This window comes from Paraeggerthella hongkongensis, assembly GCF_003726035.1.
In the GTDB taxonomy this organism is placed as follows: domain Bacteria; phylum Actinomycetota; class Coriobacteriia; order Coriobacteriales; family Eggerthellaceae; genus Paraeggerthella; species Paraeggerthella hongkongensis.
In genome coordinates, this window is record NZ_QICD01000001.1 from 286,207 (window position 1) to 310,876 (window position 24,670).

Here is a 24,670-nt window from a genome sequence, read left to right on the forward strand (position 1 = left end):
TCTCGTCTTTTGTGAGGTGGTAGCGTGAACAAGCCTTTGGACTACATATTTCCCCATCCGCCGACGGATCTGGATCCGACGCAGCTTGATCCTGCGTCGGTCCCTCAGCATGTGGCCGTCATCATGGACGGCAACGGCCGGTGGGCGAAAGAGCGCGGCAAGAACCGCCTGTTCGGCCATAAGGCCGGCATCGAGGCCGTGCGCGAGACTATTCGCTGTGCGTCTGACGTGGGCGTTCGCTATCTGACCATCTACTCGTTCTCGTCCGAGAACTGGCGCCGGCCCCAAGACGAGGTCATCGGGTTGATGAACCTGTTCGCAACCACCATGCTGGCCGAGGTGGATGGCCTGCATGAGGAGCATGTGCGGGTCATGACCATCGGCCAGACCGATGCGCTTCCCAAGAAAACGCGCGATGCGTTCGCGAAGGCATGGGATAAAACCAAGGACAACGACGGCATGACGTTGATCGTGGCCGTGAACTACGGGGGCAGGCAAGAGCTGCTCGACGCCATGCAGTCCTACATGGACGATGCCCATGCCGCGCTGCGCGAGGGCCGCACGCCCGGTCCGCTGACGGAAGAGACGCTGTCGCGCCATCTGTACACGGCGGATATCCCCGATCCCGACCTGCTCATTCGCACGAGCGGCGAAATGCGCGTATCGAACTTCCTGCTGTGGCAGATCGCCTATTCCGAATTCGTGTGCACCGACGTGCTCTGGCCTGATTTCAACCGATACGAATTGTTGCGGGCGCTGCTCGAGTACCAGGGCCGCGATCGACGGTTCGGGGCGGTGAAGTAAGTGGATGAGCGGCCCGACGGCCGGTCGACCGAGGGCGACCGCAGACGCACCGAGCGCATCAAGGACTTCGCGTACGAAAAGACGCCGAAGAAGCTGAAGAACGCCACCGATTTGCAGGTGCGCTTCCGCACGGGGTTCGTGTACGTGGCGTTGTCCGTGGTGTGCATTCTGGCCAGCGAGTGGACCACGGTGGCGTTCCTCGTTGCGACGGCCGGCATCACGGCGGGCGAGTTCTACTACATGCTGCGCTCGGATGCGAAGCTTCCCAACGAGATGCTCGGCATCATCGCGGCCATGCTGTATCCGCTGAGCGTGTTTTTCCTGGGGCTCGACGGTGCGGTGTACGTCAGTTTGGCGCTGCTTCTGGCGCTTATCGTGTGGTACGTGTTCTGGACGCGGGCACGCGTGCCCGATGTGGGAGTCAGCTTTTTCGGCGCGGCGTATTGCGGCATGCTGCTGTCCGGCCTGGTCGTTATTCGCACGGCGCTCCCGCAACCATGGGGCGGCATCTTGGCCTTGGGCGTGTTCTTGAGCGTTTGGGCGAACGATTCGTTCGCCTACCTGGTCGGCAGCAAGTTCGGCAAGCACAAGCTGGCGCCGCGCACCAGCCCCAAGAAAAGCTGGGAAGGCTTTATTGCCGGTTTGGCGGGCTCTGCCGTGTTCTGGTGTTTGCTGACGCTTATTCCGGGTGTGACCATGTCTATTCCGCAGGCGCTTGTGTTTGGCCTGATCAGCGGATTGATGGGTGTGCTCGGCGATTTGGCTGAGAGCCGCATCAAGCGTAATTCGGGCTTCAAGGATTCCGGCACCATCATGCCGGGACATGGCGGTTTGCTCGATCGGTGCGATTCGCTGTTCTTGGTTGCCGTGACTTCGGCCATCCTGTTGGTCGGAGGGGGCTGCATTCCTTATTAAGGAGCCGTCGCGTCGTTCGGTGTCGCTCGACCGCGGTCGAGCGGGCTTTGCGTTGCGATCGGCACCGGCGGCGTGTGCGCGCTGTCGGCGGCTTGAGGGTTTTCGTTTGGCTTGCGGATGAGTTCGTTGCTGGAGGAGGAGCGCATGAAGCGCATTGTGGTTTTGGGTTCGACCGGGTCCATCGGCACGCAGACGCTCGACGTGGTCCGACGTCATTCCGACCAGTTGGAACTTGTCGGCTTGGCGGTTGGGTCCCGTGCTGCCGACCTGCTGGATCAGGCTCGGGAATTCGGCGTGCGCCATCTGGCCGTGGGCGATGAACGTTTGGCCGCCGCGACCGTCGCCGACGACCTGCGCGAAGCCGTGCGCAGCAAATCGGGCGCTCCCGCATCGTTGGCGGCAGCCGTTGCGCAGCGAAGCGAGGGCTCGCTCGGGTTCGGCGCGGACGCGGTGGCTCGGCTAGCTTGCTTGCCCGAAGCCGACATTGTGGTAAACGCCCTGGTGGGGGCTGCGGGCTTGCGCGCCAGTTACGAGGCGCTGGCGGCGGGCAAGGTGCTTGCGCTGGCGAACAAGGAATCGCTTGTGGTGGGCGGCGATCTCATCATGCCCCTGGCTGCGCGCGTTGACGAGCAGCGTCGAGCTGCGGGAACGGCTCCTGCGCAGGGCCCTGCGGGGGCGCTCATGCCCATCGACTCCGAGCATGGGGCGATCTATCAGTGCCTGCTCGGCGAGGACGCGCGCGAGGTGTCGAAACTGTGGGTGACCGCTTCGGGCGGCCCGTTCCGTGGGCGCGCACGTGCCGATCTGGCCTGCATCACGCCTGCTCAGGCCCTGGCTCATCCCACCTGGAACATGGGGGCGAAAATATCCATCGACTCGTCCACGCTTATGAACAAGGGACTCGAGGTCATAGAGGCCCATCACTTGTTCGCGATGCCCTACGACAAGATCGAAGTGGTGGTGCAGCCTCAAAGCGCCATTCATTCCATGGTGGAGTTTTCCGACGGCAGCGTGAAGGCGCACCTCGGCACCACCGACATGCGCATTCCCATCCAGTTCGCGCTGTCGTATCCCGAGCGCTGGGACGCTCCGGTTGCGCCGCTTGACTTCCGCACGTTGGGCGCGCTTGAGTTCGCTGCGCCCGACACCGATACGTTCCGTTGCCTTGACCTGGCGTATCATGCGGGGCGTACGGGCGGTACGCTGCCGTGCGTCATGAACGCCGCGAACGAGGTTGCCGTTGCCGCGTTCTTGGCCGAAGAGGGAACCTATTTAGGCATTGCGGAATGCGTCGAAGCCGTCATGGATGCGCATGAGCATGCCGGCGTCCAGCGGGTCGAGAGCCTTGATCAGCTGGAAACCGTGGACGCTTGGGCTCGCCAGGAAGCGCGTCGATGGATCGAAGCTCGCTAGCCCTCCAGCGCGGCCTGCTCGTATAGCGTTTTAGCGGGGAAGCTCATCCCATCGGGCCAGATCACCGCATCTTGTTCGGGAGACACCTTTGCTTGCGCGAAGTAAGCGCGATCGGCAAGCTTGTCTATGCTGTCGCTGGATGCATGGGCCCATGTGCTGAAGATGCGCGAACTCCCATCGTTCCAGCTAGTAAGGATCTTGTCGCCTTCAGGGAAGGGTCGCACTTGTTCGATGCGTTTACTGGGATTCCATATCATTCGCCGCCCTCGTGGGGGCAGCGGCTCTTCTCGTTCGACGGTCGAAGACTCGTTATACAGAAAACCAGCTCCGAAGTCTTGGTTTCTTGGCCAGGCTATGCCTCGTCCGTGGCCTAGTGCGTAAGCGGTTTCGAAGTACTCCCGGTTGGTCAACTCGCCCATAAAATCATTTTTAAGATAAGGGCTTGGATCGAATACGCTTCGCCTCCCATCGTTCCAGTCGATGGCGATCGAGCCGTTTTCGAGTAATCCGAAGTCAGTGATGTGCTTGTCGAGATGCCACTTCATCGCGTTCTCCTCAAACCAGCGGATCGATGCGGAAGCAGGTGCTGTTCGAGCTGGCTAGATACCAATTGTCATCAAGCTCCTGCATGTGAAGAGCCGCCCAAGCTACGACGAGTTTTGCCTGGCGCGGGGGAAGGCCGCCTGCAAGCAGGCCCCCTTCGATCGAGTATACCGCTTCGTATTCGCCGTAGGAAGCGTGAAAGTGCGGCTTGTGATGCGGGGCGTTCGATTCGTGGTAAATCATAATTTTGATCCCGTAGAAAAAGCTGATCTCAGGCATGCGTCGCCCTTTCGATTTCTCGGTGGAGGCTTGTATTTCGTTGTGCGGATCCGCTGGCACTATCTTAGCTGCGCCATCTTGCGCGCAGATGACGTGCGTCCAGCGAAATGTTTGCGCGATCTATCGTGGAGCTCGCTCGTTTCTCGGCTGGTTCCAGCGCGGATCTAGCGTGGTTCTAACGTGCATCTAGCAGAAACCTGTTCGGAATCTAGCCAAAACCTAGCAGGAATCCAGCGCGCGTTGCCCGGATATTGGCCGTTGAACGCAACAAGCCAGGTCAAAGCGTTGAAACGCTCCCTTTGCCAAACCGGATCTGCAGCGTGCGCACGTGCGCACGCCACGGTGGAAACCGCAATGGATACGCATGCGCGCCGCAGTGGAAAACGATGTAGCGCGCCGAAGTCGATAGCTGCTTTGCTTGCGGTCGACGAAGGTTGATCGGGCCGAGCTTGCTCTCTGTGCGATTCTTTTCCAAATGTTGCGTTCGAGGGACATACAGAAAGGCGGCGTTAAATACGGTCGTGCGTTTTGCCTGGTCGCAGATGCCCATTGTTAACGGGCGGGTCTTGACGTACCCTTCGACCGCAACATTTCGAGAAGAATCGAGCGTGCGAGCGCGCGAGCGCACGGGCCCGCAAGTGCACGGGCGCGCAAGTGCGGGCATGGCCACGCCGGGCGCACCGTCGAAGCGGCTGCGAGCGGGCGTCGAGCCAAACGCTTCCGTCATCCATTCCGGTATGCCATCATTGACTTTGCGGGTTTCTTCGTTCGGGCGACTCGCCTTATCGAAATCGAAGCGACAGCCGATGTCGCTGTGGTTGTCGAATCGCTCGAGCGTGCATGTGACCGCGCGGATCTGTCGGCGCTGCCCTGGAGTCGTCTCGAACCGGCTCTTTTTACCAGGTTGGAGGTTGCGTCGGAAATACGCGAACGCTGCCGTGGGGCAATGCGGCGTACTGGCGTCGGGCTTGCTCGCGAAGATTTCGCGGGAGGTTCGTGGGTTTCTCGTTTGAAAATGCCTCCTTTGCGGTTTCACTTTATACTGGGGCATGACACATTGCCGGCCCTCGGATGCAGCGTTGCATGCTGCAGGAGCGGGGCCGTTAGCGCATAGGAGCTGTGCATATGGACGTAATCCTCATGATCGTGTACGCCACGCTGGTGCTGGGCTTTCTCGTGTTCATCCACGAGGGCGGCCATTACCTGGCGGCGCGTGCCTTCGGCGTGCGCGTGACCGAGTTCATGCTGGGTCTGCCTGGCCCCAGCATCGGTTTCACCAAGTGGGGCACCAAGTTCGGCGTCACGCCCATTCTCTTGGGCGGATACGCAAAGGTGTGCGGCATGGAGCCGGGCGAGATGAGCCCTCATCTTGAGCAGGTCCTGGCCGCTCTGTATCGACGCGGCACCGCCAACATGGAAGATATTGCAGCCGATTGCGGCATTACCGATGACGAAGCCTACGAAGCGCTCGAAGAGCTGGTCGAATGGGGGTCTATCGTGGGCCCCTCGAAGAAGGACCAGTACAACACGTATCGAACGCCGGAGTACGTCCCCACGAAGAAGCAGGTCAAGGCCGCCCGCGTCGCCGGCCTTCCCGAACCGGTTGCGGGTGCGCTCGGCGAAGCGCGTCCGGTTTCGGATCCGCATGCATTCTTCGAATCCGAGTACCGGCAGCAGTATCGCAGCCTGCCGTTTTGGAAGCGCGCGATCATTCTGGTAGCGGGCGTTGCCGTGAACTTGCTGTTCGCCGTGCTGTTGTTCATCGTGCTGTTCTCCGTGGTCGGTATCGATATGCAGAATCCGACCACGGGCGTGTTGCAGCATGTGGTGGTGGGGCCGATTCAGGCTATCCAGATGGGATTTTCGTACATCGGCATGGTGATCCAACTGATCGCGGGCCTGTTCAATCCGGCAACTGCGGCCGAAACCATGTCCAATTCCTCGTCCGTTATCGGCATCGCAGTCATGTCGAAAGACGCATTCGAGGGAGGTCTGGTCAACATCCTCCAATTCTTTGCGGCTATTTCGGTATCGCTCGGCATCATGAACCTGCTGCCCATCCCGCCGCTTGACGGAGGCCGTTTGGTCATCGAGCTGTTCCAGAAGCTTGCGCGCCGCACGGTGTCCATGAAGGCCCTCAACTACCTTTCGATGGCGGGTATGGCGCTGTTCGTGTGCTTCTTCTTGGTGATGGCGAATCAGGACATTCAAAGGATCATATCGGGCGTCGGCTTCGGCGCGTAATGCACGCGCTCCGCGAAATCCCTGTGCATTTGCTCCGCCGAACGGTCAATCAGCGGTAGAATAACCTGCAATGCACTCGTGCGCCCCGTGTCCTTTGGAGCCGGGCGCGATTCTGCCGCATCGCGTTCGCGATCGGCGGGGATCAGAAACGGAGAAACGATGGCGATCGACGCCAAACCGAACGAACGCACCCGTCGGGTGATGGTCGGCAACGTGCCGCTGGGAGGCGGCGCGCCCGTTGTCGTGCAGTCAATGCTCAACGCGCCGGCCGACGACGTGTCTGCGAACCTGGCCCAAATCCGGGCGCTGGCCGAAGCGGGGTGCGAGGTCGTGCGCATGGCCATCCCGCGCCGCGCCTGTCTCGATGCGTTTCAGGCCGTGTGCGAGGAGTCCCCGTTGCCCGTGGTGGCCGACATTCATTTTGACGCAGGCATCGCGGTTGAAGCGGCGCGACGCGGCGCGGCGAAGCTGCGCATCAATCCCGGCAATATCGGCGGGCTGGCCAAGACCGATGCCGTGCTCGACGCCGCGGGCGAGGCGGGCATTCCCATCCGCATCGGCGTGAACGCCGGATCGCTCGACGATGCCGTTGCGGCCCGCGAGGATCTTTCGCAACCTGAGAAGCTGGCGCTTTCGGCTGTTGACTATGCACGCTACTGCGAAAGCCGCGGCTTTCGGGACCTGGTGGTAAGCGCGAAGGCTCACGACGTGATGACCACGGTGCGCACGTACCGCCTTCTCAGCGAAAAGCTTCCGGACGTTGCGCTGCACATTGGCGTCACGGAGGCGGGCACCACGTTTCAAGGTGCCATCAAGAGCGCGTGCGGGCTGGGGATTCTTCTTGAAGAGGGTATCGGCGACACGCTGCGCATCTCGCTTACCGACGATCCTGTGCAGGAAATTCGTGCTTGTTGGACGCTGCTCGCGGCGCTTGATCTGCGCCGTCGCGCTCCCGAGCTCATCAGCTGCCCGACGTGCGGTCGCTGCCAGGTCGACCTTATCGGCATGGCACGGCAGGTTGAGGATCGCATCGCGGGGCTGGACAAGCCGCTCAAAGTGGCGGTCATGGGCTGCGTGGTGAACGGGCCTGGCGAAGCCGCCGATGCCGATATCGGCGTTGCGTGCGGCAAGGGATCGGGAGTGGTGTTTTTACAGGGAAAGGTCGTCCGCAAGGTGAAGGAAGAAGCCATCGTGGACGCTTTGATGGAGGAGATTGGAAAGCTATGACGAATTCGAACATCATGCGCATGAGCCAGTTGTACGCCCCCACGCTCAAGGAGGACCCGACTGACGCGGAGATAGCCAGCCATAAGCTGCTGCTGCGCGCCGGTTTCATTCGCAAGACGGCATCGGGCGTGTACACGTTTTTGCCCCTGGGCAAGCGCGTCTTGTCCAAGGTCGAGGATATCGTGCGCGAGGAGATGGACGCGATCGGCGCCCAGGAGATCATGATGCCCGCGCTGCAGCCGGCGGAGCTGTGGCACGAGTCCGGCCGTTGGAACGATTACGGCCCCGAGCTCATGCGCCTGAAGGACCGTCACGATCACGAGTTCTGCTTGGGGCCCACCCATGAAGAGCTGTTGACCGCGCTGGTGCGCAACGAACTGCGCTCCTACAAGCAGCTGCCCCTTTCGCTGTACCAGATCCAGGTGAAGTTCCGCGACGAGATCCGCCCGCGTTTCGGCCTTCTGCGCAGCCGCGAGTTCATCATGAAGGACGCGTACAGCTTCCATGCCGACCAGGAGTCGCTGCAGAAGACCTACGATGAGATGAGCGAGGCGTACGGCCGCATCTGCGATCGCATGGGCCTTGACTATCGTCCGGTCGAGGCCGACCCGGGCCAGATCGGCGGCAGCGTGACCTGCGAGTTCATGGCGCTTGCCGAGGCTGGCGAAGCGGAGCTCGTCCATTGCTCGTGCGGGTATGCTGCGAACACCGAGGCCGGCGACTGCCTGGCTCGCCCGACCGTCTACGACGTTCCGGCCATGGAGAAGGTTGCCACGCCCGACGTCCACACCATCGCCGAGCTGGCTGCGTTCCTGGACATCCCCGAGTCCTCGACGGTGAAGGCGCTTTCCGGCAAGAACGACGAAGGCAAGCTGGTGGTCATGTTCGTGCCCGGCGATCACGAGCTCAACGAGATCAAGGCCGCGCGCGCGGCCGGCGGGTTCACGCTGCTGACCGACGAGGACATGGAGTCTTTCGGCTTGCACAAGGGCTCGATGGGCCCGGTAGGCCTGCCCGAGGATGCATACGTGATCGCCGCGCGCAGCTTGCAAGCGGTTCCGAAGTGGGTCGTGGGCGCGAACGAAGACGGCTATCACTACGTGGGCGCGCAGCTGGGCGTGGACTTCAAGGTGGACGAATGGGCCGACCTGTGCATCGTGCGTCCCGGCGACAGCTGCCCGACCTGCGGGCTGCCGCTGGAAGGCGCGCGCGGCATCGAGGTTTCCCAGGTGTTCCAGCTGGGCGACAAGTATTCGCGCTCCATGGGCGCCACCTTCATGACGGAGGACGGCACCGAGCAGCCTTTCCTCATGGGTTGCTACGGCGTGGGCGTTTCGCGCACCATGGCCGCCATCGTCGAGCAGCACAACGATGAGCACGGCATCAGCTGGCCGCTGGCCGTCGCCCCTGCTCATGTGTGCGTCATTCCGCTGACGGTGGGCGATGACGAGGTGCAGCCCGCAGCCGAGAAGCTGGCGTCGGAGCTGTCGAGGTTGGGCCTTGAGGTTGTCATCGATGATCGCAAGGAGCGCGCGGGCGTGAAGTTCGCCGACGCGGACCTGATCGGCTGGCCTTTGCAGATCATCGTGGGCAAGCGCGGCCTGGCGGAGCAGAAGGTGGAGATCAAGCGCCGCAGCACCGGTGCGCGCCGCGACATCCCCCTGACCGCGCTGACCGACGCGCTTGCATTCGCGCAGCGCAACTCGAAGGTGTGGGGCTCCGAGGTTTCGCTCTTCGGCAGCTTGTTCGAATAAGGAATGCCCGCAGGGCCAAGGCCAAGGGATGAGACGGAGGGACGGGGTCAATGACTCATTTTTCCCGCAGGACTCAAAAATGAGTCATTGACCCCGTCCCTCCGTCTCATCCCGCCCTGGCGATCCTGCGGCTTGTGCATCTAGGAAGAGGGGCGCTGTGCAACGTGCCATCCAGGCGGTTCTGTTCGATCTGGACGGAACCCTGCTCGATACCTACGACTTGCTGTTGACCACGTTTCGCTATGCCACGCGCACGGTGCTCGGCGAGGTTGTTCCCGACGAGGCGCTCATGGCTAAGGTGGGGCAGCCGCTCAACACGCAGATGTGGGATTTCACGAACGACGATTCCGTGCATGAGGAGCTGTGCCGCGTGTACCGAGAGCACAACGCCGTGATCCACGACGACCTCATCAAGCTCTTTCCCGACACGGTCGACATGCTTGACCGCCTGAAAGACGAAGGAGTCCCGCTGGGCGTGGTCACGTCGAAGCGACACGAGCCTGCAATGCGCGGGCTCGAGCGGTTCGACCTGGGCGCCTACTTCGATTTTCTGGTGGGATCCGATGACTGGCCCGAGCACAAGCCGTCGCCCGGTCCCGTGGCGTACGGCTGTCGATTGATGGATCTCGAGCCCGGATCGTGCCTGTACGTGGGCGACAGCCCCTTCGACATCCAAGCGGGCAACGGCGCGGGCTGCGCGACTGCGGCCGCGTTGTGGGGCATGTTCCCGCAGCCCGTGCTGGCAGCGCAGCGTCCCACGTTCTCGTGTTCCCGCTGTTCGGAAGTTCCCCTGCTGCTTGCAAGGTAGCCTTTTGTGCAATTGCGGCGCATGTTCTGCGCCCTCTCAAGAATGTAGAACGGAGTCGTCATGACCGAAAACGGTTCTTCAGCGCGCCCTCTTCTCAAGTGCATCGGCTTGACCGGGTGGATATTCATCGCGCTTGTGGCGGGTATCGCGGTGGGCGTGGCATGCAATATGGGCGTGCCTGCCGGCTCGGCGGTGGACGAGGTGCTGATAGAAGGCTTGTTCTACTTGGTGGGGCAAGGCTTCATCAGGCTTATGCAAATGCTGGTGGTGCCGCTGGTGTTTTGCAGCATCGTGTGCGGGGCGGCGTCCATCGGCAGCGGAAAAGCGCTGGGAAAAGTGGGCGGGCTCACGGTTTTGCTGTATCTGCTTACCACCGCGGTGGCCGTGGTCATGGCGCTGGGCGTGGCGCAGCTGATCAATCCCGGACTCGGCCTCGACATGAGCGCCATCCATGCGCAAGAGGCTTCCAGCGCCGAGCCTACCAGCGTTACAACCACCTTGCTGAACATCATTCCCAGCAACGTGTTCACGGCGCTTGCGGACGGCACCATGCTCCAGATCATTTTCTTCGCGCTCATCCTGGGCGTGATCTTGGGCCAATTGGGCGAGCAGGTCGATGTGGTGAAGCGCTTCTTCGAACAGTTCAACGTCATCATGATGAAGATGGTGGGCTTGGTTCTAAAGGTGGCGCCCATTGGCGTGTTCTGCCTGATCTCGCGCACGTTCGCGAACCTGGGCTTCGATGCGGTGGTGCCGGTGTTCAAATTTGTGGGCGGCACGTATCTGGGCCTTGGCATACAGCTTTGCGTGGTGTACATGGCGCTGCTGTTCGTGTTCACGCGTCTGAACCCGCTGCGCTTTCTGCGCAAGATGCTGCCCGTGCTGGCGTTCGCGTTTTCCACCAGCAGCAGCAATGCGACCATCCCGCTCAACATGGAAACGCTTGAGAAGAAGGTGGGCGTGAATCCCCGGATCGCAAGCTTCACCGTTCCGCTCGGCGCTACCATCAACATGGACGGCACGGCCATCATGCAGGGCGTGGCCGTGGTGTTCGCGGCGCAGGCGTTCGGCATCGACCTGGGGGCTACGGGGTATTTGACCGTGATCCTCACGGCAACGCTGGCATCCATCGGCACGGCGGGCGTGCCGGGCGTGGGAACCATCATGCTGGCCATGGTGTTCAGCGCGGTCGGGCTTCCGGCCGAGGGCATCTCCATGATCATGGGCGTGGACCGCCTGGTCGACATGGGCCGTACCGCCATCAACGTGACCGGCGACGCGGTGGTGACCACTATCGTGGCGAACGCCAACGGTGCGCTGGATCGCTCCGTGTTCGATGCCGATCAACCCGCGGATGCGGGTCTGGACGGCGCCGCTTCCATCGAAGGACGGTAGCGCGCCGCCGTGGAGTTTCTGATCGTCTGCCCGCTGGCCCTGCTGGCGGGCTTCGTGGACGCCGTTGCAGGTGGCGGAGGCCTCGTATCCATTCCGGCGTATCTGTTCGCGGGCCTGCCGGTGCATCAGGCTATCGGCACGAACAAGCTTTCGAGCAGCATGGGCACGCTGGCCGCTACGTGGCGTTTCGCGCGCAGCGGGTACCTGGTGCCTCGTTTGGTGGCCGTCGGAGTCGCGTGCGGGCTGGCGGGGTCGCTGTGTGGAAGCAATCTGGCGCTCATGACCGACGAGGCCGTCATCAAGGGGCTCATGTTGGCGGCGCTGCCCGTGGTCGCCTTCTACGTGCTGCGGACGAAGAACCTTGATCGCCATGCGGGCGACGAGAGGCCCATGCGCCAAACGGCGATGTTCACGGCTTGCATTGCGCTGGTCGTAGGCGTGTACGACGGGTTTTACGGGCCGGGCACGGGAACGTTTCTCATCCTGTTGCTGACAGGCGTCGCCCACATGGGCCTGCGTGAAGCGAACGGCACGACGAAGGCCGTCAATCTGGCCACCAATCTGGCGGCTCTTTCGGTGTTCCTGATCAACGGGGTGGTGCTGCTGCCCCTTGGTTTGGCGGCCGGCGCGTTCAACATCGCGGGCAATCTGCTGGGCGCGCGCCTGTTCGCCAAGGACGGCAGCCGTATCACGCGTCCCATCATCGGCATCGTCTTGGCGCTGTTCGCCGCCAAGCTGCTTGTTGGGTAGGGGCGCCGCCTTCGTCGGCCCGACGTCGCCCTCGCCGTTCCGTCAGCCTTCGCCTTGCTCGTAGGTCGCAGCGACCCATCGCGTTGTGGTTTCAAGGAACGACTTGGTCGCCGCCGAGGCGGTTTTCATCGAGCGCACGGCTATGCCGATCTCCCGGCTGGTTTCCGTTTCGGGCGGCACGACGGCTATGGGGAACGGGGCGTTGCGCAGGATGAGGTCGGGCAGCACGCTGAACCCCAAGCCGGCGCTCACCATGCTCATCACCGCGTAGTCGCTGTCTACGGTGAAGCGCACGCTGGGCTCTACGCCGTTGTTGCGGAACAGCGCTTCCATCTCCGACGAAGTTCCGCTCAGAAGGCGGATGTACGGTTCGCTTGCAAGCGAACGGGCGGGGAAGCGAGCGGCATCGGCCAGCGGGTGGTTCGGCGGCAGCGCGACGAGCAGGGGATCGTGGCGCAGGGGAAGGGAGTCCATCTCCAGCTTGATGGGGTAGACGAAGAACCCGCAATCGGCATCGCCTCGATGGACGGCTTCTTCCAAGGCGTCTTCGTCGTCCATGCAGATGAGTTGCAGGTCGATGCCGGGGTGCTGGGCGAGGAACGTTTTGGCTATGCCGGGAAACCACTGGGTTGCCGTGCTGGTGAAAGCGGCCACGCGCACGATGCCGCTTTCCAGATGCTTGAGTTCCGCCAGACGCGCTTCCAGCTGCCGTTCGCCGTTGCAGACGTTCTGCATCCAGGGGAGCAGGTCCCGTCCTTCGGCGGTGAGCCGCGCGCCGCCATGCTCGCGCACCAACAGTGCCACGTCCAATTCGCGCTCCAGCGAGTTTACCAGGTAGCTGATGCCCGCCTGCGTGTAGCCCAGGTCATGGGCGGCCTGTTTGAAGCTGCCGGTTTCGGCCACTTTCAGCAGCGCTTCGTATTTTTGATTTCCCATCAACGCTCCTTTTTGTGCCGTTGGGGTGATTCTCGTTCTTCTTGATCAATCGAACAAGGCGTTTGACATGGAATCATAAGAATATCTTGAAATTAAGTAAAGACACTCTCGTTTTACTTTTACCAAAGCAGCCCGTAGGATGGACAAGAATCCAAGCAAAAGTTCGCCGCCAGGTTTCGACGCGGGTCTTCGGTGCGTTGCGCGCTTTCGATCGCGTCCTATCTACGGGAAGGAGGCGTCATGACGAATCATGTGACCAGGCGTTGGCCCTACGTGGCCCTCGTTGTCCTGCAAACCGTTATTTTCGGATCGGGAAACGCCATTACGAAGATGGCATACGACAGCATCACGCCTCTGTGGTGCCTGGCGATTCGTTTCGGCTTGGCGGTGGTCGTCTTCGGGTTGATTTTCGGACCGCGCATTGTGCGGCAGGTGAGGTCGGTTCGCATGCGCGTTTGGATCCCTGCAGCCGTATGCATGGCTTTTGCGTATCTGACGTGCAACGTCGCCCTTGATTTGACCACGGCCACCAACGTTGGTTTTCTGGTGGCGCTTCCTGTGGTGTTCGCGCCGTTGCTGTCTTCGGTGGTGAACCGGCGTCGGTATCCGTTGACGTTCGTCCCGTTTCAGATCGCCGTCGTTGCGGGCTTGTATTTGCTGTGCAACAACGGCGGCGCGTTGACGTTCGGTCCGGGCGAGGCGCTTGCGCTGCTGTCTTCCGCGGCGTTGGCGGGGGCTCTCGTGTTCGGCGAGCGGGGTTTGGCGGAGCTTGATGCGGTTGCGGTGGCCGGCACGCAGATAGGGATGTCGTTCGTCGTGGCTTTGGTTTGCGCGCTTGCGTTCGAGCCTCCGATCGACGTGGCGGCTGTGCAGCCGCTCGCATGGGGGACCGTTGCGTTTCTGGCCTTGGTGTCCACGTGCCTGACCTTCTTGTTGCAGAACCTGGCGTTGACCGCGCTTCCTCCTTCCATGGTGTCGTTGCTGCTGACGGGGGAGCCCGTGTTCACCGCAGTGTTCTCGTTTGCGCTGCTGGGCGAGGTTTTGTCGGTTGCCGGTTTCGCTGGCGCCGTCGTCATCGTGTGCGCCGTGATGGCTGCAACGTACGTGGAGGGACGTCGGGCGTCGGGTGCTTCCGCATCGGTCGGGCTGGACGTTGCCGGAAGCGCGGCTTCCGTACGGGCGGCGGCTCTTGGCCCCGAGGCTTCCCGCGTCGCAGTGCCCGATCAGCTGGAGCTTGCGCGCGACAATGCCGCTTAGGTGCTTGGCTGTGCGCGCGCAGCGGCGGTTCCGGGTCGATTGCGGCGTGCGGCGGTCGCTCCGGTTGATCCGGGCGGCGACCCCGCCCGCTTCCCCTCCTTGCTGCATTCGCGTGACGGTTCCCTTGCGCGCATTGCCCTTTTCGCCGATTTAGGGCATCATGGTTGCAGGAGCCGGGCTTGTCGTTGCCCGGGAATCGCAAGCAGAGGAGGCACGCATGGCTAACTTCAGCGATGGATTCAAGGACATCTTCCTGGCAGGCGTCGGCGCCATGGCCATCACCGGCGAGAAGACCAAAGAGCTTGTCGATCAGCTGATCGCAAAGGGCGAGCTGACCGTCGACCAGGGCAAAGAGATCAACACCGAACTCAAGCACAAGGCCGAAGAGGCCGTTGCCGCCGTGCGCTACGACATGCTGGAGGCGCGCATGGCCGCCATGACCCCCGAAGAGCGCGCCGAGTTTGCCGCCAAAGCCGCCGAGTTCGCGGCCAAGGCCGATGCCAAGCCCGTCGAGGCCGAAGCGGGCGATGCGTCCGCCGTCGAGGTTGCCGAGCCTGCGCAAGACGGGGCTCCTGCCGCCGAGCAAGCGCCGGGCGCGTAGGCTGCGCGCTTGATCGCATGATCGACAACAGCGTACTCAAGTACTTCTTCAGTTCCGGCGCGGACGTGGATCCGGAGGGGCGTTTCAACCTGAACCGGAAAACGCGCGCGCGTCGGCTGAAGGAGATATACTCGATTCTCCAGAAGCACCATGTGCTGCGAGGCTTCACGCCCGAAGAGTTTCGCGCCATGTTGGAGGACTTGGGGCCGAGCTTCGTGAAGATCGGCCAAACCCTTTCCACGCGTTCGGAGATTTTGCCGAAAGCGTACTGCGACGAGCTTGCAAAACTGCAGATGGAGTGCGATCCTCTGCCGTTCGATCAAATACTTTCCGCCCTCGACGGCATATACGGCGATGCGCAAGGGGAGCTGTTCGACGCCATCGACCCCACGCCGCTTGGCAGCGCATCGCTTGCGCAGGTGCACAAAGCCCGTCTTGCGACGGGCGATATCGTGGCCATTAAAATACAGCGCCCCGGCGTGAAGGCCACGATGGCGCAGGATATCGACATCATGCGCACGATGGCTCGCCAAGCCTCGCGCTTCATGAAGGACGAGCAGATGCTCGACCTGCGCGATGTGGTGGAGGAGTTGTGGGCCACGTTTCTGGAGGAAACGGACTTTCTGCGCGAGGCGGCGAATCTGGAAGAGTTCGCCCGCCTGAACGCTCATGTGGCGTTCATCGACAGCCCGCGAGTCTATCCTGACCTTTGCACCGAATACGTGCTGGTCATGGAATACATCGACGGCATCCCCATACTGGCGGCGGATCGATTGCGGGCGGCTGGCTACCAGCTTGACGAAATCGGCGAGAAGATCCTCGACAATTACGCCACCCAGATCCTCGACCATGGGTTCTTCCATGCCGATCCGCATCCGGGAAACCTGCTGATCCGCAACGGCAAGGTGGTCTACATCGACCTGGGCAACATGGGGCGCTTGTCTCCGCGCGACCGAGCGGGGTTCGGCAGCATCATCGAGGCGGTGGGCATGCAGGATTCCGCCCAGCTCAAAGACGCCCTCATGTCGTTTGCCGCGTCGAAGGACAACGGAGCCATCGATCATACGCGGTTTCTGGCCGACCTTGACCTGTTGCTGCGCGATTATGGATCGTGCGATGTGAGCGAAATCGACATCGGGCAGTTCTTGACCGACATTCTCATGCTCACGCGCTCTTGCAAGGTCACGTTGCCGTCGTCCATTACGGGCGTATCGCGCGGCATCGTGACGTTGGAGGGGACCATCGCGCCGTTCATTCCCAACGAAAGCGTGGTCGGCATCATCAATGCGCATATCCAGCGTTCGAAGAGCCCTCGAGACAAGTTGGTTTCGGCTGTCGAAGACTTGGTTTTGGCGCTGCGCTCGTCCACGAATGGAGCATTGGACGCGGCTCAGTATTCGGGCGAGGCGCTCAAAATGCTCACGCGCGGGCAGCTGAAAATGAACATGGAGGTGCTGGGTTCCGAAGCGCCCTTGTCGAAGCTTGCGAAGATCATCAACCGCCTGACCATCGGCATCATCATCGCGGGGCTGTTCATCGGTTCCAGCATGTTGTCGCTGTCGTCTATGGAGCCGCGTCTTCTGGGCGTGCCCGTTCTGGCGTTCTTCGGCTATCTGGGTGCTGCGGTGCTGTCGGTGTGGGTGGTCGTGGACATTCGCCGACGCAGGGTGTAGGGCCGTGCGTCCTCGTGCGGTTGGAAGACTCGCGCTTGCCGTATGCGGCTGGCGATTCGGGCACTGACTTGCCGCTTTGACGCATGTGATCATGTAACCAGGTAAAACGATGGTTTTAGGCTTGGGTTTTCTTCCGCAACCGAAAGTTGCGCAAGATTCCAACTGAAATTGGTCGCGCTTCGGCGCGCGCAACCGTACCCTTTCAAGTACGCTATGATGAGCGGAACGAGAAAGGGAGCATGATGAACGTGGAGATCGCGCAGCGCTTGGCCGAGCGTCGCAAGCAGGCCGGGTTGTCTCAGGAGGCGCTGGCCGAGAAGCTGGGCGTTTCGCGCCAAGCTGTATCGAAATGGGAGCGATCCGAGTCGTCGCCCGATACCGACAACCTGATCGCGCTTGCGCGGTTGTACGGGGTGTCGCTCGATGATTTGCTGTACGTGGATGAAGCCACGCAGGATGACGTGGTGTTCGAGGCAGCGGATCGTGCTCGCGCGTCCGACGAAGCCGGGGCCTCCGGATCTCCCGTGGACGATGCGCCGCCGAACGACCCCGGTCCGTCCAAGGTTCGCATAGGGGTCGGCGGCATTCACGTGGAAGACGGCTCGGAGAAGGTGCATATCTCTTGGCGCGAGGGGATCCATGTAGTTGATGGGGAAAAGGGCGAAGAGGTGCACGTAGGCTGGAACGGCGTGCATGTGAAAAGCCCCAAGAACGGTCCAGATGACGACGAAGTGCTCATCGACGGCGACAACGTGATCATCAACGGCGAGCAGTTCGACAGCTGGCATGACGCGCACGCCAAGTACGGGCACGGTCATGGTTGGTGGAGCGAACCGTGCGGCTACACCGTGCAAGGCGAGCGCTTCGAGACGCTTGACGACGCCCGCGAGAAGTACGGCGACGAGGTGGGGAAGAGCATCCCGGTGCGCAAGCATTACCTGGGGGAGTTCGAGCGGTTGTGGCTGAAGTTTCCCTACCCGCTCGTAGTGATCCTGGCGTACTTGTTGATCGGCATCATGAACGGGGAGTGGGGCTTGGGCTTGTTCCTGTTCTTCACGGTGCCGCTGTATTATATGGTGGGCCATGCCGTGGGCCAAAAGCGCATCGCGCCGCTTGTTGCGGGAGCGTATCCGCTGGGAGTGACGGCCTGGTTCTTCTACATGGCGTTCGTGCTGAGCCAGCCGCATCCGGCTTGGGTGGCGTTTCTCACCATCCCGCTGGTGGAGTGGCTCGTGTTCAGCTTGTCTCGATGGTGGCGGGATCGCAGGCGCCGGAAGCGGGCGAGGGTTTAAGCCGTGCTCTTCTACAAAAAACGCCCCGGTTGCGCAACCGGGGCGTTTTCATGATTCGTATTGAGGGGCAGGCCTAGACGAAGCGGCTGTAGTCGTACGTAGCCGGCTTGTTGTGCTTGCTGCGCTGCTTCTTGGCCTTCTCATTTGCCTGCTGCTCGCCGGTGCCCTTCTTCGAGACGCGCTTAGCGGCGTTGGAGTAGTTCTTGGAAACGTTCTCGCGCTTGAAGCCGTCGGCGTTGCGGTTGAAGCCGCCCTCGCGCTTCGGGCCCTCGCTGCGGCTTCCTTCGGGGCGGTTGCTGCGACCGGGGCGGTTGTCCTGATCGCGCTTGCCGGCGAAGCCCTTGTTCTCCTGGCGCTTGCCCTCGAAGCTCCTGCCGGCCGGACGCTTGCTGTCGCGGTTGCCCTCGCGCCCGCCGTCACGGCCGCCCGCAGAGGAGCGGTTGCCGTTGCAGGAGCGGCCGCTGCTCTTGCCGCCCTTGCCCTTGTAGCCGCCGCTGCGCTGGCCCGCGCCCTTCTTCGGCTTTTCCAGCACGGAAAGGTTCAGCTCGTACGTCTCCAGCTCCATCAGCGGAATGTCCTTGCCGATCAGCTTCTCGATGTCGCGCATGGTGCGGCTGGACTCGCGAGTGACGAAGGAGATGGCATAGCCCTGCTCGCCGGCGCGGCCCGTGCGGCCGATGCGGTGCACGTAATCCTCGGGCATGTCGGGCAGGTCGAAGTTGATGACGTGGTCCACGTCGGGCACGTCGATGCCGCGCGCCAGCACGTCGGTGGCAACCAGGATGGACGTCTTGCCGCGACGGAAGTTCTCGAGTGCGCGACGGCGCTGGCCCTGGCTCTTGTCAGAGTGGATGGACTCGGCGCGGAAGCCGGCGTCGCACAGCGCGTCGGCGCAGTCCTCGGTGCGGTTCTTGGTGCGGGCGAACACGATGACGCGGTCGGAGCCCTTCTCGTTCAGCACCGCCTGCAGCAGCTCGGGCTTCTCGTGGTTCTTGATGGGCATCATGAACTGCTCGACCGTTTTGGCGGTCTCGCCGTTGCGGGCGATCTCCACAATGGCGGGGTCGTTCAAAAGCGAGCCCAGGTTCTTCTGGATGGACTGGTCGATGGTGGCCGAGAACAGAAGCGTCTGGCGGCATTCCGGCGTGGCATCGACAATGGTGGTGACGTCGGGCAGGAAGCCCATGTCGAGCATGCGGTCGGCCTCGTCGAGCACCAGGGTTTCAACGCTCTTCAGGTCCACGACGCCGCGCGACATGAGGTCCTTCAAGCGGCCGGGCGTGGCGATGAGCACGTCGGTGCCGCCGCGCAGCTCCTTGATCTGTGGGCCGTACGGCGTTCCGCCGAACACCGTGGTCACGAAATGGCCGGTCTTGCGCGAGATCTGCATGCAGGTGCGAGCGATCTGCTGGGCAAGCTCGCGGGTGGGGCTGACCACCAGGACGCGCGGAGCGCGGTTGCGGCCCTTCAGGCGGGGCAGCGTGGACAGCGTGGGCAGCAGGAACGCGGCGGTTTTGCCGGTGCCCGTGCTGGCGGCGGCAATCAGGTCGCGGCCTTCCATGATCAGCGGGATGGATTGTTCCTGTACCGGGGTGGGATTCTCGTAGCCCAGACGCTCGACTGCGGAAAGTGCAGCCTCGGAAAGGCCGAGGTCGGCAAATTTAGACATATTCTGTTCCGTTCTCTTCGTGCGCGCTTCCTGCGCGCTGCTTGTTCGCATGCGCCCTCAGCGCTCCTTGCAAGAAGGAGACGGCTCTAAGCGCTGCCCTGTTCGCACCCGCTCCTGCGGCGTGCATTGCGCTTGACCCGAGCCGCTTATCTCAATCTGTTTGGCGAAACTATGCGAACGCGCGAAAAGAAACGAGAAAGAATTTCGTGTGAAGCGACCATCTAGTATGGACCTTGCGGCTTCATACAGGAAGGGAGAATGCTCAGAAACACGTTGAATGTGTGCGAATCTCCATGGAAGCTGGGTTTGGCGACTGCGCGTTTGGTCTTGCCTATATTAGTAGCGGCGGGCGCGTAGAAGACGTTCGCGGTTGTTTGCCTGCCGTCTGCGGTACAGGGACGAAGCGGCACGAAAAAAGAAAAATCTCCTGCCGAAACGATAGGTTTTTCGATGAATGTAGGCGCTGTGTTGATCTCGAAAAAAATTTATGCGAAACGATAAATGATAATTTTACAAATATGCAGTTGATCTGCGAAAACAAAAAATCGGGGGGAGGGGGTGCTTTTTGCCATATGCCAAATTCTTGTTGCTAAAGCGACATCTTGCCAGTATGATTGGGAGAAAAGTTGAGATGATTAATACATATCAAACCGATTCATGCTATAAACCTATCGAATGTAGCGTGCATCGGGGAGGCAAGAGCACGAAAGCGCTCTTTTAACGACAAGCGAGAACGGAACAGCTGAGCCTTTTATGGAACCGCGTGATAACTACAATCGCACGACGCCCGGCAGACACGGTGCCCCCGAGCAGCCTGGCCGCCCTTACGACCAAGCTCGTAGGGCGAACGGTGCTGCGCCTGTTTCTGAAGTAGGCCACAGCATGCCTCAAGGAGGTCAGCGCCCTTACGGGGCCTCGGCCCGGCCCGTGCAGGGCGGCTGTCAGCCAGCGGGCGTTCATGCCGGCCAGCCCTCCGGATACCCTTCCTCGAACGATGACATCATTCGCGTCCGCAAAAAGCGTCGCAAGCATAAGAAGCTCAAGCGCGCACTGCTCATCGTCGCCGTTGTGCTGGTGGTTCTTGTTGGGGGTACCGCTGCGTATGCAGGCTGGTACACCAGTACGCTCGCCGGCAACATGGCTATGGATGCTCAAGAGAAATCCCAGCTCGATGCCGTTTTGACTCCTTCGGACAATCAGCAGAAACCCTTCTATGTGCTGCTGGTGGGTTCGGATAACTGGGAAACGTACGGCGAGCGCTCCGACGCGCTCGTGTTGACGCGCGTCGACCCCCGTCAACCACGCCATTACTATGGTGTCCGTGCCGCGCGATACGCCCTACATGCTCAATGGCGGTAAAACCAAGATCAACCAGGCGTTCGCCGAAGGCGGTGCTGTGGGCGCGGTTACGGCAGTGCAGCAGTTGACCGGCGTTCCCATCACCTACTATGCCGAGATCGAGTTCGCTGGTCTGGCCGAGTTCGTCGACTCCATGGGCGGCATCTACGTGGATGTTCCGTACACCATTGATTACGAGGTGTACACCAAGGACCAGCCCGCTGTTCATATTGAAGCCGGCAACCAGCTGCTCGACGGCAGCGAATGCGTCGCCCTTGCGCGCATGCGCACTGCGTACGGCGACGATCAGGACGCCATACGCCAGTCCAACGTGCGCGCTATGGTTATGGCTTTGCTGAAGAGCGTGCTCCAGGCGCCGCCGGCAGAGATCCCCGGCCTGGTGCAGCGCCTTTCCGCATGCGTGACCACCAACATGGAGCTGCAGACCATGGTCTCTCTGGCTATGGATTTCGCTCAGTCGGGAAGCCCTTCCATCTACACCTGCACCGGCCCCTACAAGGGCGATATCGATCCGGATACGGGACTGTGGCTGTGCTATGAGAATCCCGAAGGCTGGAAGGCGTTGATGGAGGCCGTCGATGCGGGCAAGGATCCGGAGTCCGTGGGACTGAAGGTTGAGGGTAAGTAGCGGGACGCCGCTGTTAATAGAAAGATGATCGCATGACACTGCTCGAACTGTTCAAACTGCTTCGCAAGCACTTGGCCTTGGTCATTGTGCTCCCGATCGTCCTTGCCGTAGCAACGGCGGGCGTGAGCTGGGGCCTTCTTGACAACCAGTACACGGCCAAGGTATCCGTGTACGTCCTGAACTCCAAGGAAAAAGAAGGTACGGCTAATACCACTGTCTACAACGACCTGACTGCTAGCCAGCTCATGGCCAACGACATTGCCACCCTGGCGAAGTCGGACACTGTGCAGGAGAAGACGGCTCAGTCGTTGGGCATGGAGTCGTTGAAGGGTTACAAGATCTCGGTCGAGTCGAGCACGACCACGCGCGTCATCGACATATCCGTTACGGCGGAGAAGGCCGAGGCGGCGTCCATCGTGGCGAACGAGATCGCCAAGGTGCTGTCTACGGTTGCCCAGCAGGTCATGGGCGTGGAGAGCGTGAACGTGGTTGACCAGGCCAAGGTTCCCGTAGAGCCGTCGGGCCCGTCGCGCGCTATGTACACGGCAGTCGCGTTTTTGGCCGGCATCTTCTTGGTTGTTGCCATCGTAGTGGTGCTGGACATGGTGAACACGCGCGTCCGTAATCCTGAAGAAGCCGAAGAGTTGCTGGGCTTGCCGGTTATCGGCCGCATACCCACCATTAAGAACTAGGGAGGAGAGAGTCATGGCCAAGAAAAAGAAGTCTGCATCCAACGCGCTCGAAGTGCAGAACGCGGCGAAGACCCTCTTCGCGAACATTCGCTTCATGTCGCCCGACAATCCTATTCGCACCATCGTGATTACCAGTTCGGTGCCGAACGAGGGCAAGTCGACCTGCTCGGTGGAGCTTGCGCGCGCCATCGCTACGTCGGGCAAGACCGTGCTGCTGGTAGAGGCCGACATGCGTCGGCGCACGTTGGCCGACGCTTTGAACGTGCGTCCTCCCGCAGGCGTGTATTCGGTGCTGACCGACGCCGCTCCGCTTTCCCAGGCGGTTGTCGCCACGTCTACGCCCAACATGTACTTCCTGGACGTCGAGCCGAACATCCCGAACCCGGCCGACATCATCTCGTCGAAGCGCTATGCCAAGTTGGTGACGCTTTTGGAAGAGAATTACGATTACGTGGTGTTCGACACTCCGCCGGTTGGAACGTTCATCGACGCGGCCATTCTGTCCACGCTGGTGGACGGCACCGTGATGGTGGTGAAGCCGAACTCAACCAAGCGCACCGAGCTTTTGGATGCGTGCGAGCAGTTGAAGAAGGCCGACGCCAATATCCTGGGCATCTGCGCCACGTTCTGCGAGGGCACCGGTTCCGAATACTACTACGCGTACTACACTCAAGACGGCAGTCGATTGAAGGACGGCGCGGATAAGGTTATCCCGCAGGCGCAAGCTGTGCCCGGTCGTTCTTCTCGTGTTCAAAATGCTCCTCAAGTGAACCGCGGGGTCTCTCGTCATGGCGTAGAGGCAAGCCAAGCAGCCAATCGTGCCGCATACGTATCGTCCAACCCGGCAGGGAAGGGGCGTAACGGTCGATGAGGGACATGCACTGCCATATCCTTCCCGGCGTTGACGACGGCGCGCGCGACCTGAACGAGTCGCTTGCCATGTTGGACGCCGCTCAAGCTGCGGGCGTTACGTCTATCGTATGCACGCCTCATTGCCGCGATCCGTATTTCGACTACGACGCCATGTGGGATGCTTACGAGCTGCTGGTGGCGCACGCGGGCGGCTTCCCGCTGACCATGGGCTTCGAAGTGAACCATGCCAAGCTTATGGATTTGGGCATGGAGTGGGCCGACCGTCTGTGCTTCGATGGGACCAACGAGTTTCTGCTGGAGCTTTCCACGCGGGCTCGCAAGCCCGACTTCGAGGTGTACGAGCGAACCATCTACGAGCTGCAGGGCAAGGGCTTTCAGGTGATCATCGCGCATCCCGAGCGCTACAAGGCCATTCAGGAGGATGTCGAGGTGGCGCGAAGGCTGGTGAAGAAGGGCTGTAAGCTGCAAGCTTCTGCGGACTTCGTTGCTGGCGGCAGGATGGGTGCCGAACGAAAGCCCGCGAAGCGGCTGTTCGACGAGAACCTGTACTCGTACATTGCCAGTGACGCTCACCGCGTTGAGCATTACGGGTATTTGGCGGAGGCTAGGAAGAACTACCGGACGCGCGGAGCTCACGCCCGTATTTAGAGGCAGCTTCCTTCTGTTAGCTCTCCTGAAAAGGGAGGTCTAACAGCAGGAAACTGCAACCGCCGCGAAAGCGGCAACCGGCTGCGAAGCGCTTGGGCGCTGATGCGGCTGCCATATCTTGAGGAAAGCGGGATCGTCGCTGGGAGCGCGTTCCGGATCAATCAGGAGAACATATCGTTGTTGTAGCCTTCGGTCGAAAGGTCGGGGCGAAGCTATGTCTTTACCGTTTTGACCGGGGAGGTGGTGGCATGTGGTATGTTGTGCAAACCATCGGCGGCCAGGAAAAGCACGTGCTTGACTTGATGCAAAAGCTGGTCGAGCCGGGCCTTATCGAAGAATCGTTCATACCTCGCTATGAGGTGAAGAAACGCATCAAAGGGGAGTGGCGCACATCGCAAGAGGTGCTGCTCCCTGGGTATATATTTGTAGTAAGCGATAAACCTAACAAGTTGAAAGTCGCTTTACGGGATATCCCCAAGTTCACGCGACTTCTTTCCAACAACGATGTGTTCGTTCCCCTGAATGATCAGGAAGTTGCCTTCATCAACGCATTCACGAAACCCGACCAGCGCGTGATCGAGTTTTCGAGCGGCGTGATAGAAGGCGACCAGATCGTGATCCTCAACGGCCCGCTTATGCATCAGACGGGTTTGATCAAGAAGATAGACCGCCACAAGCGGCTGGCCTACTTGGACATCGAGATTATGGGCAGAACGAAAACCGTCAAAGTTGGATTGGAAATTGTTCAAAAACGATCCTGACAAATCAATAGAGACGCTAGCCGATGGGGGAGTGGCTGTGCTCGCAAGCGAGGGGATTGTCGCCGGGTGCGTCGAGGTGGCGGAAGCGGGGGCTTCCGACGCGAATACGAGCAAACCGCTCGACGAAAAGTCTGATAATGGCGGTTATG

The 24,670-nt window shown here is 61.2% G+C and carries 24 protein-coding genes; 19 read left to right on the forward strand and 5 right to left on the reverse strand.

Annotated elements, in window-relative coordinates; genetic code table 11:
• Positions 1 to 24 precede the first annotated feature (24 nt).
• The 3 genes from DMP08_RS01230 to dxr all read left to right on the forward strand — a co-directional run bounded on the left by DMP08_RS01230 (position 25) and on the right by dxr (position 3,132).
• Positions 25 to 804, forward strand: coding sequence for an isoprenyl transferase (locus DMP08_RS01230; RefSeq protein ID WP_123191176.1), 780 nt, complete (start codon positions 25 to 27; stop codon positions 802 to 804).
• Positions 805 to 1,719 (forward strand): phosphatidate cytidylyltransferase, encoded by a 915-nt coding sequence (locus DMP08_RS01235; RefSeq protein ID WP_123191177.1) that lies wholly within the window; start codon positions 805 to 807, stop codon positions 1,717 to 1,719. It abuts the gene before it with no gap.
• A 144-nt stretch (positions 1,720 to 1,863) separates the two neighbouring features.
• Positions 1,864 to 3,132 carry a 1-deoxy-D-xylulose-5-phosphate reductoisomerase gene (gene dxr / locus DMP08_RS01240; RefSeq protein WP_123191178.1) on the forward strand — a complete coding sequence of 423 codons (1,269 nt, stop codon included), beginning with the start codon at positions 1,864 to 1,866 and terminating at the stop codon, positions 3,130 to 3,132.
• Here dxr and DMP08_RS01245 read toward each other — a convergent pair.
• From DMP08_RS01245 to DMP08_RS12350, 3 genes are all read right to left on the reverse strand, one after another.
• A complete protein-coding gene (locus DMP08_RS01245; RefSeq protein ID WP_123191179.1) occupies positions 3,129 to 3,677 on the reverse strand; it encodes a DUF2442 domain-containing protein in 549 nt (182 codons plus the stop codon). The genes dxr and DMP08_RS01245 overlap by 4 nt on opposite strands.
• A gap of 10 nt (positions 3,678 to 3,687) precedes the next feature.
• On the reverse strand, positions 3,688 to 3,954 hold the full coding sequence (locus tag DMP08_RS01250; RefSeq protein WP_123191180.1) for a DUF4160 domain-containing protein: 267 nt from the start codon (positions 3,952 to 3,954) through the stop codon (positions 3,688 to 3,690).
• 277 nt (positions 3,955 to 4,231) lie between these two features.
• Complete coding sequence (locus DMP08_RS12350; protein ID WP_148042313.1) at positions 4,232 to 5,005, reverse strand: hypothetical protein; 774 nt, start codon at positions 5,003 to 5,005, stop codon at positions 4,232 to 4,234.
• A gap of 74 nt (positions 5,006 to 5,079) precedes the next feature.
• Here DMP08_RS12350 and DMP08_RS01260 point away from each other — a divergent pair, with 74 nt between their 5' ends.
• From DMP08_RS01260 to DMP08_RS01285, 6 genes are all read left to right on the forward strand, one after another.
• Positions 5,080 to 6,198 (forward strand): site-2 protease family protein, encoded by a 1,119-nt coding sequence (locus DMP08_RS01260; RefSeq protein ID WP_123191182.1) that lies wholly within the window; start codon positions 5,080 to 5,082, stop codon positions 6,196 to 6,198.
• A 159-nt stretch (positions 6,199 to 6,357) separates the two neighbouring features.
• Positions 6,358 to 7,425, forward strand: coding sequence for a flavodoxin-dependent (E)-4-hydroxy-3-methylbut-2-enyl-diphosphate synthase (gene ispG / locus DMP08_RS01265; RefSeq protein WP_123191183.1), 1,068 nt, complete (start codon positions 6,358 to 6,360; stop codon positions 7,423 to 7,425).
• Positions 7,422 to 9,179, forward strand: coding sequence for a proline--tRNA ligase (locus tag DMP08_RS01270; protein ID WP_123191184.1), 1,758 nt, complete (start codon positions 7,422 to 7,424; stop codon positions 9,177 to 9,179). The genes ispG and DMP08_RS01270 overlap by 4 nt, the downstream gene beginning before the upstream one ends.
• Before the next feature lie 157 nt (positions 9,180 to 9,336).
• The gene (locus tag DMP08_RS01275) at positions 9,337 to 9,987 is read left to right on the forward strand and encodes an HAD family hydrolase (RefSeq protein ID WP_123191185.1); all 651 of its coding nucleotides are present in this window, start codon (positions 9,337 to 9,339) and stop codon (positions 9,985 to 9,987) included.
• Between the two features lie 60 nt (positions 9,988 to 10,047).
• Positions 10,048 to 11,382: a dicarboxylate/amino acid:cation symporter gene (locus DMP08_RS01280; RefSeq protein WP_123191186.1), complete on the forward strand. Its 1,335-nt coding sequence runs from the start codon at positions 10,048 to 10,050 to the stop codon at positions 11,380 to 11,382.
• A 9-nt stretch (positions 11,383 to 11,391) separates the two neighbouring features.
• Positions 11,392 to 12,132: a sulfite exporter TauE/SafE family protein gene (locus tag DMP08_RS01285; RefSeq protein ID WP_123191187.1), complete on the forward strand. Its 741-nt coding sequence runs from the start codon at positions 11,392 to 11,394 to the stop codon at positions 12,130 to 12,132.
• Between the two features lie 42 nt (positions 12,133 to 12,174).
• On the opposite strand, the gene DMP08_RS01290 is transcribed toward DMP08_RS01285, so the two are convergent.
• Entirely contained in the window at positions 12,175 to 13,068 is an 894-nt protein-coding gene (locus DMP08_RS01290) for a LysR family transcriptional regulator (RefSeq protein WP_123191188.1), read from the reverse strand.
• A gap of 240 nt (positions 13,069 to 13,308) precedes the next feature.
• Here DMP08_RS01290 and DMP08_RS01295 point away from each other — a divergent pair, with 240 nt between their 5' ends.
• The 4 genes from DMP08_RS01295 (at position 13,309) to DMP08_RS01310 (ending at position 17,891) form a co-directional block, all read left to right on the forward strand.
• The gene (locus tag DMP08_RS01295) at positions 13,309 to 14,325 is read left to right on the forward strand and encodes a DMT family transporter (protein WP_123191189.1); all 1,017 of its coding nucleotides are present in this window, start codon (positions 13,309 to 13,311) and stop codon (positions 14,323 to 14,325) included.
• A gap of 217 nt (positions 14,326 to 14,542) precedes the next feature.
• Positions 14,543 to 14,926, forward strand: coding sequence for a phasin family protein (locus tag DMP08_RS01300; RefSeq protein ID WP_123191190.1), 384 nt, complete (start codon positions 14,543 to 14,545; stop codon positions 14,924 to 14,926).
• Between the two features lie 17 nt (positions 14,927 to 14,943).
• Complete coding sequence (locus tag DMP08_RS01305; protein WP_123191191.1) at positions 14,944 to 16,599, forward strand: ABC1 kinase family protein; 1,656 nt, start codon at positions 14,944 to 14,946, stop codon at positions 16,597 to 16,599.
• 239 nt (positions 16,600 to 16,838) lie between these two features.
• Positions 16,839 to 17,891, forward strand: coding sequence for a helix-turn-helix domain-containing protein (locus tag DMP08_RS01310; RefSeq protein ID WP_244596723.1), 1,053 nt, complete (start codon positions 16,839 to 16,841; stop codon positions 17,889 to 17,891).
• A 73-nt stretch (positions 17,892 to 17,964) separates the two neighbouring features.
• On the opposite strand, the gene DMP08_RS01315 is transcribed toward DMP08_RS01310, so the two are convergent.
• Complete coding sequence (locus DMP08_RS01315) at positions 17,965 to 19,560, reverse strand: DEAD/DEAH box helicase (RefSeq protein WP_244596724.1); 1,596 nt, start codon at positions 19,558 to 19,560, stop codon at positions 17,965 to 17,967.
• Positions 19,561 to 20,442: 882 nt separating this feature from the next.
• Here DMP08_RS01315 and DMP08_RS12575 point away from each other — a divergent pair.
• From DMP08_RS12575 to loaP, 6 genes are all read left to right on the forward strand, one after another.
• Entirely contained in the window at positions 20,443 to 20,919 is a 477-nt protein-coding gene (locus tag DMP08_RS12575; protein WP_244596725.1) for a hypothetical protein, read from the forward strand.
• Positions 20,882 to 21,547 (forward strand): LCP family protein, encoded by a 666-nt coding sequence (locus DMP08_RS12580; protein ID WP_244596726.1) that lies wholly within the window; start codon positions 20,882 to 20,884, stop codon positions 21,545 to 21,547. Before DMP08_RS12575 ends, DMP08_RS12580 begins: the two co-directional genes overlap by 38 nt.
• A gap of 32 nt (positions 21,548 to 21,579) precedes the next feature.
• A complete protein-coding gene (locus DMP08_RS01325; RefSeq protein WP_123191193.1) occupies positions 21,580 to 22,239 on the forward strand; it encodes a YveK family protein in 660 nt (219 codons plus the stop codon).
• A gap of 13 nt (positions 22,240 to 22,252) precedes the next feature.
• Positions 22,253 to 23,110 carry a CpsD/CapB family tyrosine-protein kinase gene (locus DMP08_RS01330; protein WP_123191194.1) on the forward strand — a complete coding sequence of 286 codons (858 nt, stop codon included), beginning with the start codon at positions 22,253 to 22,255 and terminating at the stop codon, positions 23,108 to 23,110.
• Positions 23,107 to 23,760: a CpsB/CapC family capsule biosynthesis tyrosine phosphatase gene (locus tag DMP08_RS01335; protein WP_123191195.1), complete on the forward strand. Its 654-nt coding sequence runs from the start codon at positions 23,107 to 23,109 to the stop codon at positions 23,758 to 23,760. The genes DMP08_RS01330 and DMP08_RS01335 overlap by 4 nt, the downstream gene beginning before the upstream one ends.
• Before the next feature lie 248 nt (positions 23,761 to 24,008).
• On the forward strand, positions 24,009 to 24,521 hold the full coding sequence (gene loaP, locus DMP08_RS01340) for an antiterminator LoaP (protein WP_123191196.1): 513 nt from the start codon (positions 24,009 to 24,011) through the stop codon (positions 24,519 to 24,521).
• Positions 24,522 to 24,670 lie beyond the last annotated feature (149 nt).

Bases quoted from the DNA above. Each gene is read 5' to 3' on its own strand.
- DMP08_RS01330 (WP_123191194.1), top strand. From the start codon at position 22,253: ATGGCCAAGAAAAAGAAGTCTGCATCCAACGCGCTCGAAGTGCAGAAC.
- dxr (WP_123191178.1), top strand. From the start codon at position 1,864: ATGAAGCGCATTGTGGTTTTGGGTTCGACCGGGTCCATCGGCACGCAG.
- DMP08_RS01295 (WP_123191189.1), top strand. From the start codon at position 13,309: ATGACGAATCATGTGACCAGGCGTTGGCCCTACGTGGCCCTCGTTGTC.
- DMP08_RS01260 (WP_123191182.1), top strand. From the start codon at position 5,080: ATGGACGTAATCCTCATGATCGTGTACGCCACGCTGGTGCTGGGCTTT.
- DMP08_RS01310 (WP_244596723.1), top strand. From the start codon at position 16,839: ATGATGAACGTGGAGATCGCGCAGCGCTTGGCCGAGCGTCGCAAGCAG.
- DMP08_RS01335 (WP_123191195.1), top strand. From the start codon at position 23,107: ATGAGGGACATGCACTGCCATATCCTTCCCGGCGTTGACGACGGCGCG.
- DMP08_RS01250 (WP_123191180.1), bottom strand. From the start codon at position 3,954: ATGCCTGAGATCAGCTTTTTCTACGGGATCAAAATTATGATTTACCAC.
- DMP08_RS01270 (WP_123191184.1), top strand. From the start codon at position 7,422: ATGACGAATTCGAACATCATGCGCATGAGCCAGTTGTACGCCCCCACG.
- DMP08_RS01280 (WP_123191186.1), top strand. From the start codon at position 10,048: ATGACCGAAAACGGTTCTTCAGCGCGCCCTCTTCTCAAGTGCATCGGC.
- DMP08_RS01290 (WP_123191188.1), bottom strand. From the start codon at position 13,068: ATGGGAAATCAAAAATACGAAGCGCTGCTGAAAGTGGCCGAAACCGGC.
- DMP08_RS12575 (WP_244596725.1), top strand. From the start codon at position 20,443: ATGCCTCAAGGAGGTCAGCGCCCTTACGGGGCCTCGGCCCGGCCCGTG.
- DMP08_RS01305 (WP_123191191.1), top strand. From the start codon at position 14,944: ATGATCGACAACAGCGTACTCAAGTACTTCTTCAGTTCCGGCGCGGAC.
- DMP08_RS01315 (WP_244596724.1), bottom strand. From the start codon at position 19,560: ATGTCTAAATTTGCCGACCTCGGCCTTTCCGAGGCTGCACTTTCCGCA.
- DMP08_RS12350 (WP_148042313.1), bottom strand. From the start codon at position 5,005: ATGCCCCAGTATAAAGTGAAACCGCAAAGGAGGCATTTTCAAACGAGA.
- loaP (WP_123191196.1), top strand. From the start codon at position 24,009: ATGTGGTATGTTGTGCAAACCATCGGCGGCCAGGAAAAGCACGTGCTT.
- ispG (WP_123191183.1), top strand. From the start codon at position 6,358: ATGGCGATCGACGCCAAACCGAACGAACGCACCCGTCGGGTGATGGTC.
- DMP08_RS01300 (WP_123191190.1), top strand. From the start codon at position 14,543: ATGGCTAACTTCAGCGATGGATTCAAGGACATCTTCCTGGCAGGCGTC.
- DMP08_RS01245 (WP_123191179.1), bottom strand. From the start codon at position 3,677: ATGAAGTGGCATCTCGACAAGCACATCACTGACTTCGGATTACTCGAA.
- DMP08_RS01325 (WP_123191193.1), top strand. From the start codon at position 21,580: ATGACACTGCTCGAACTGTTCAAACTGCTTCGCAAGCACTTGGCCTTG.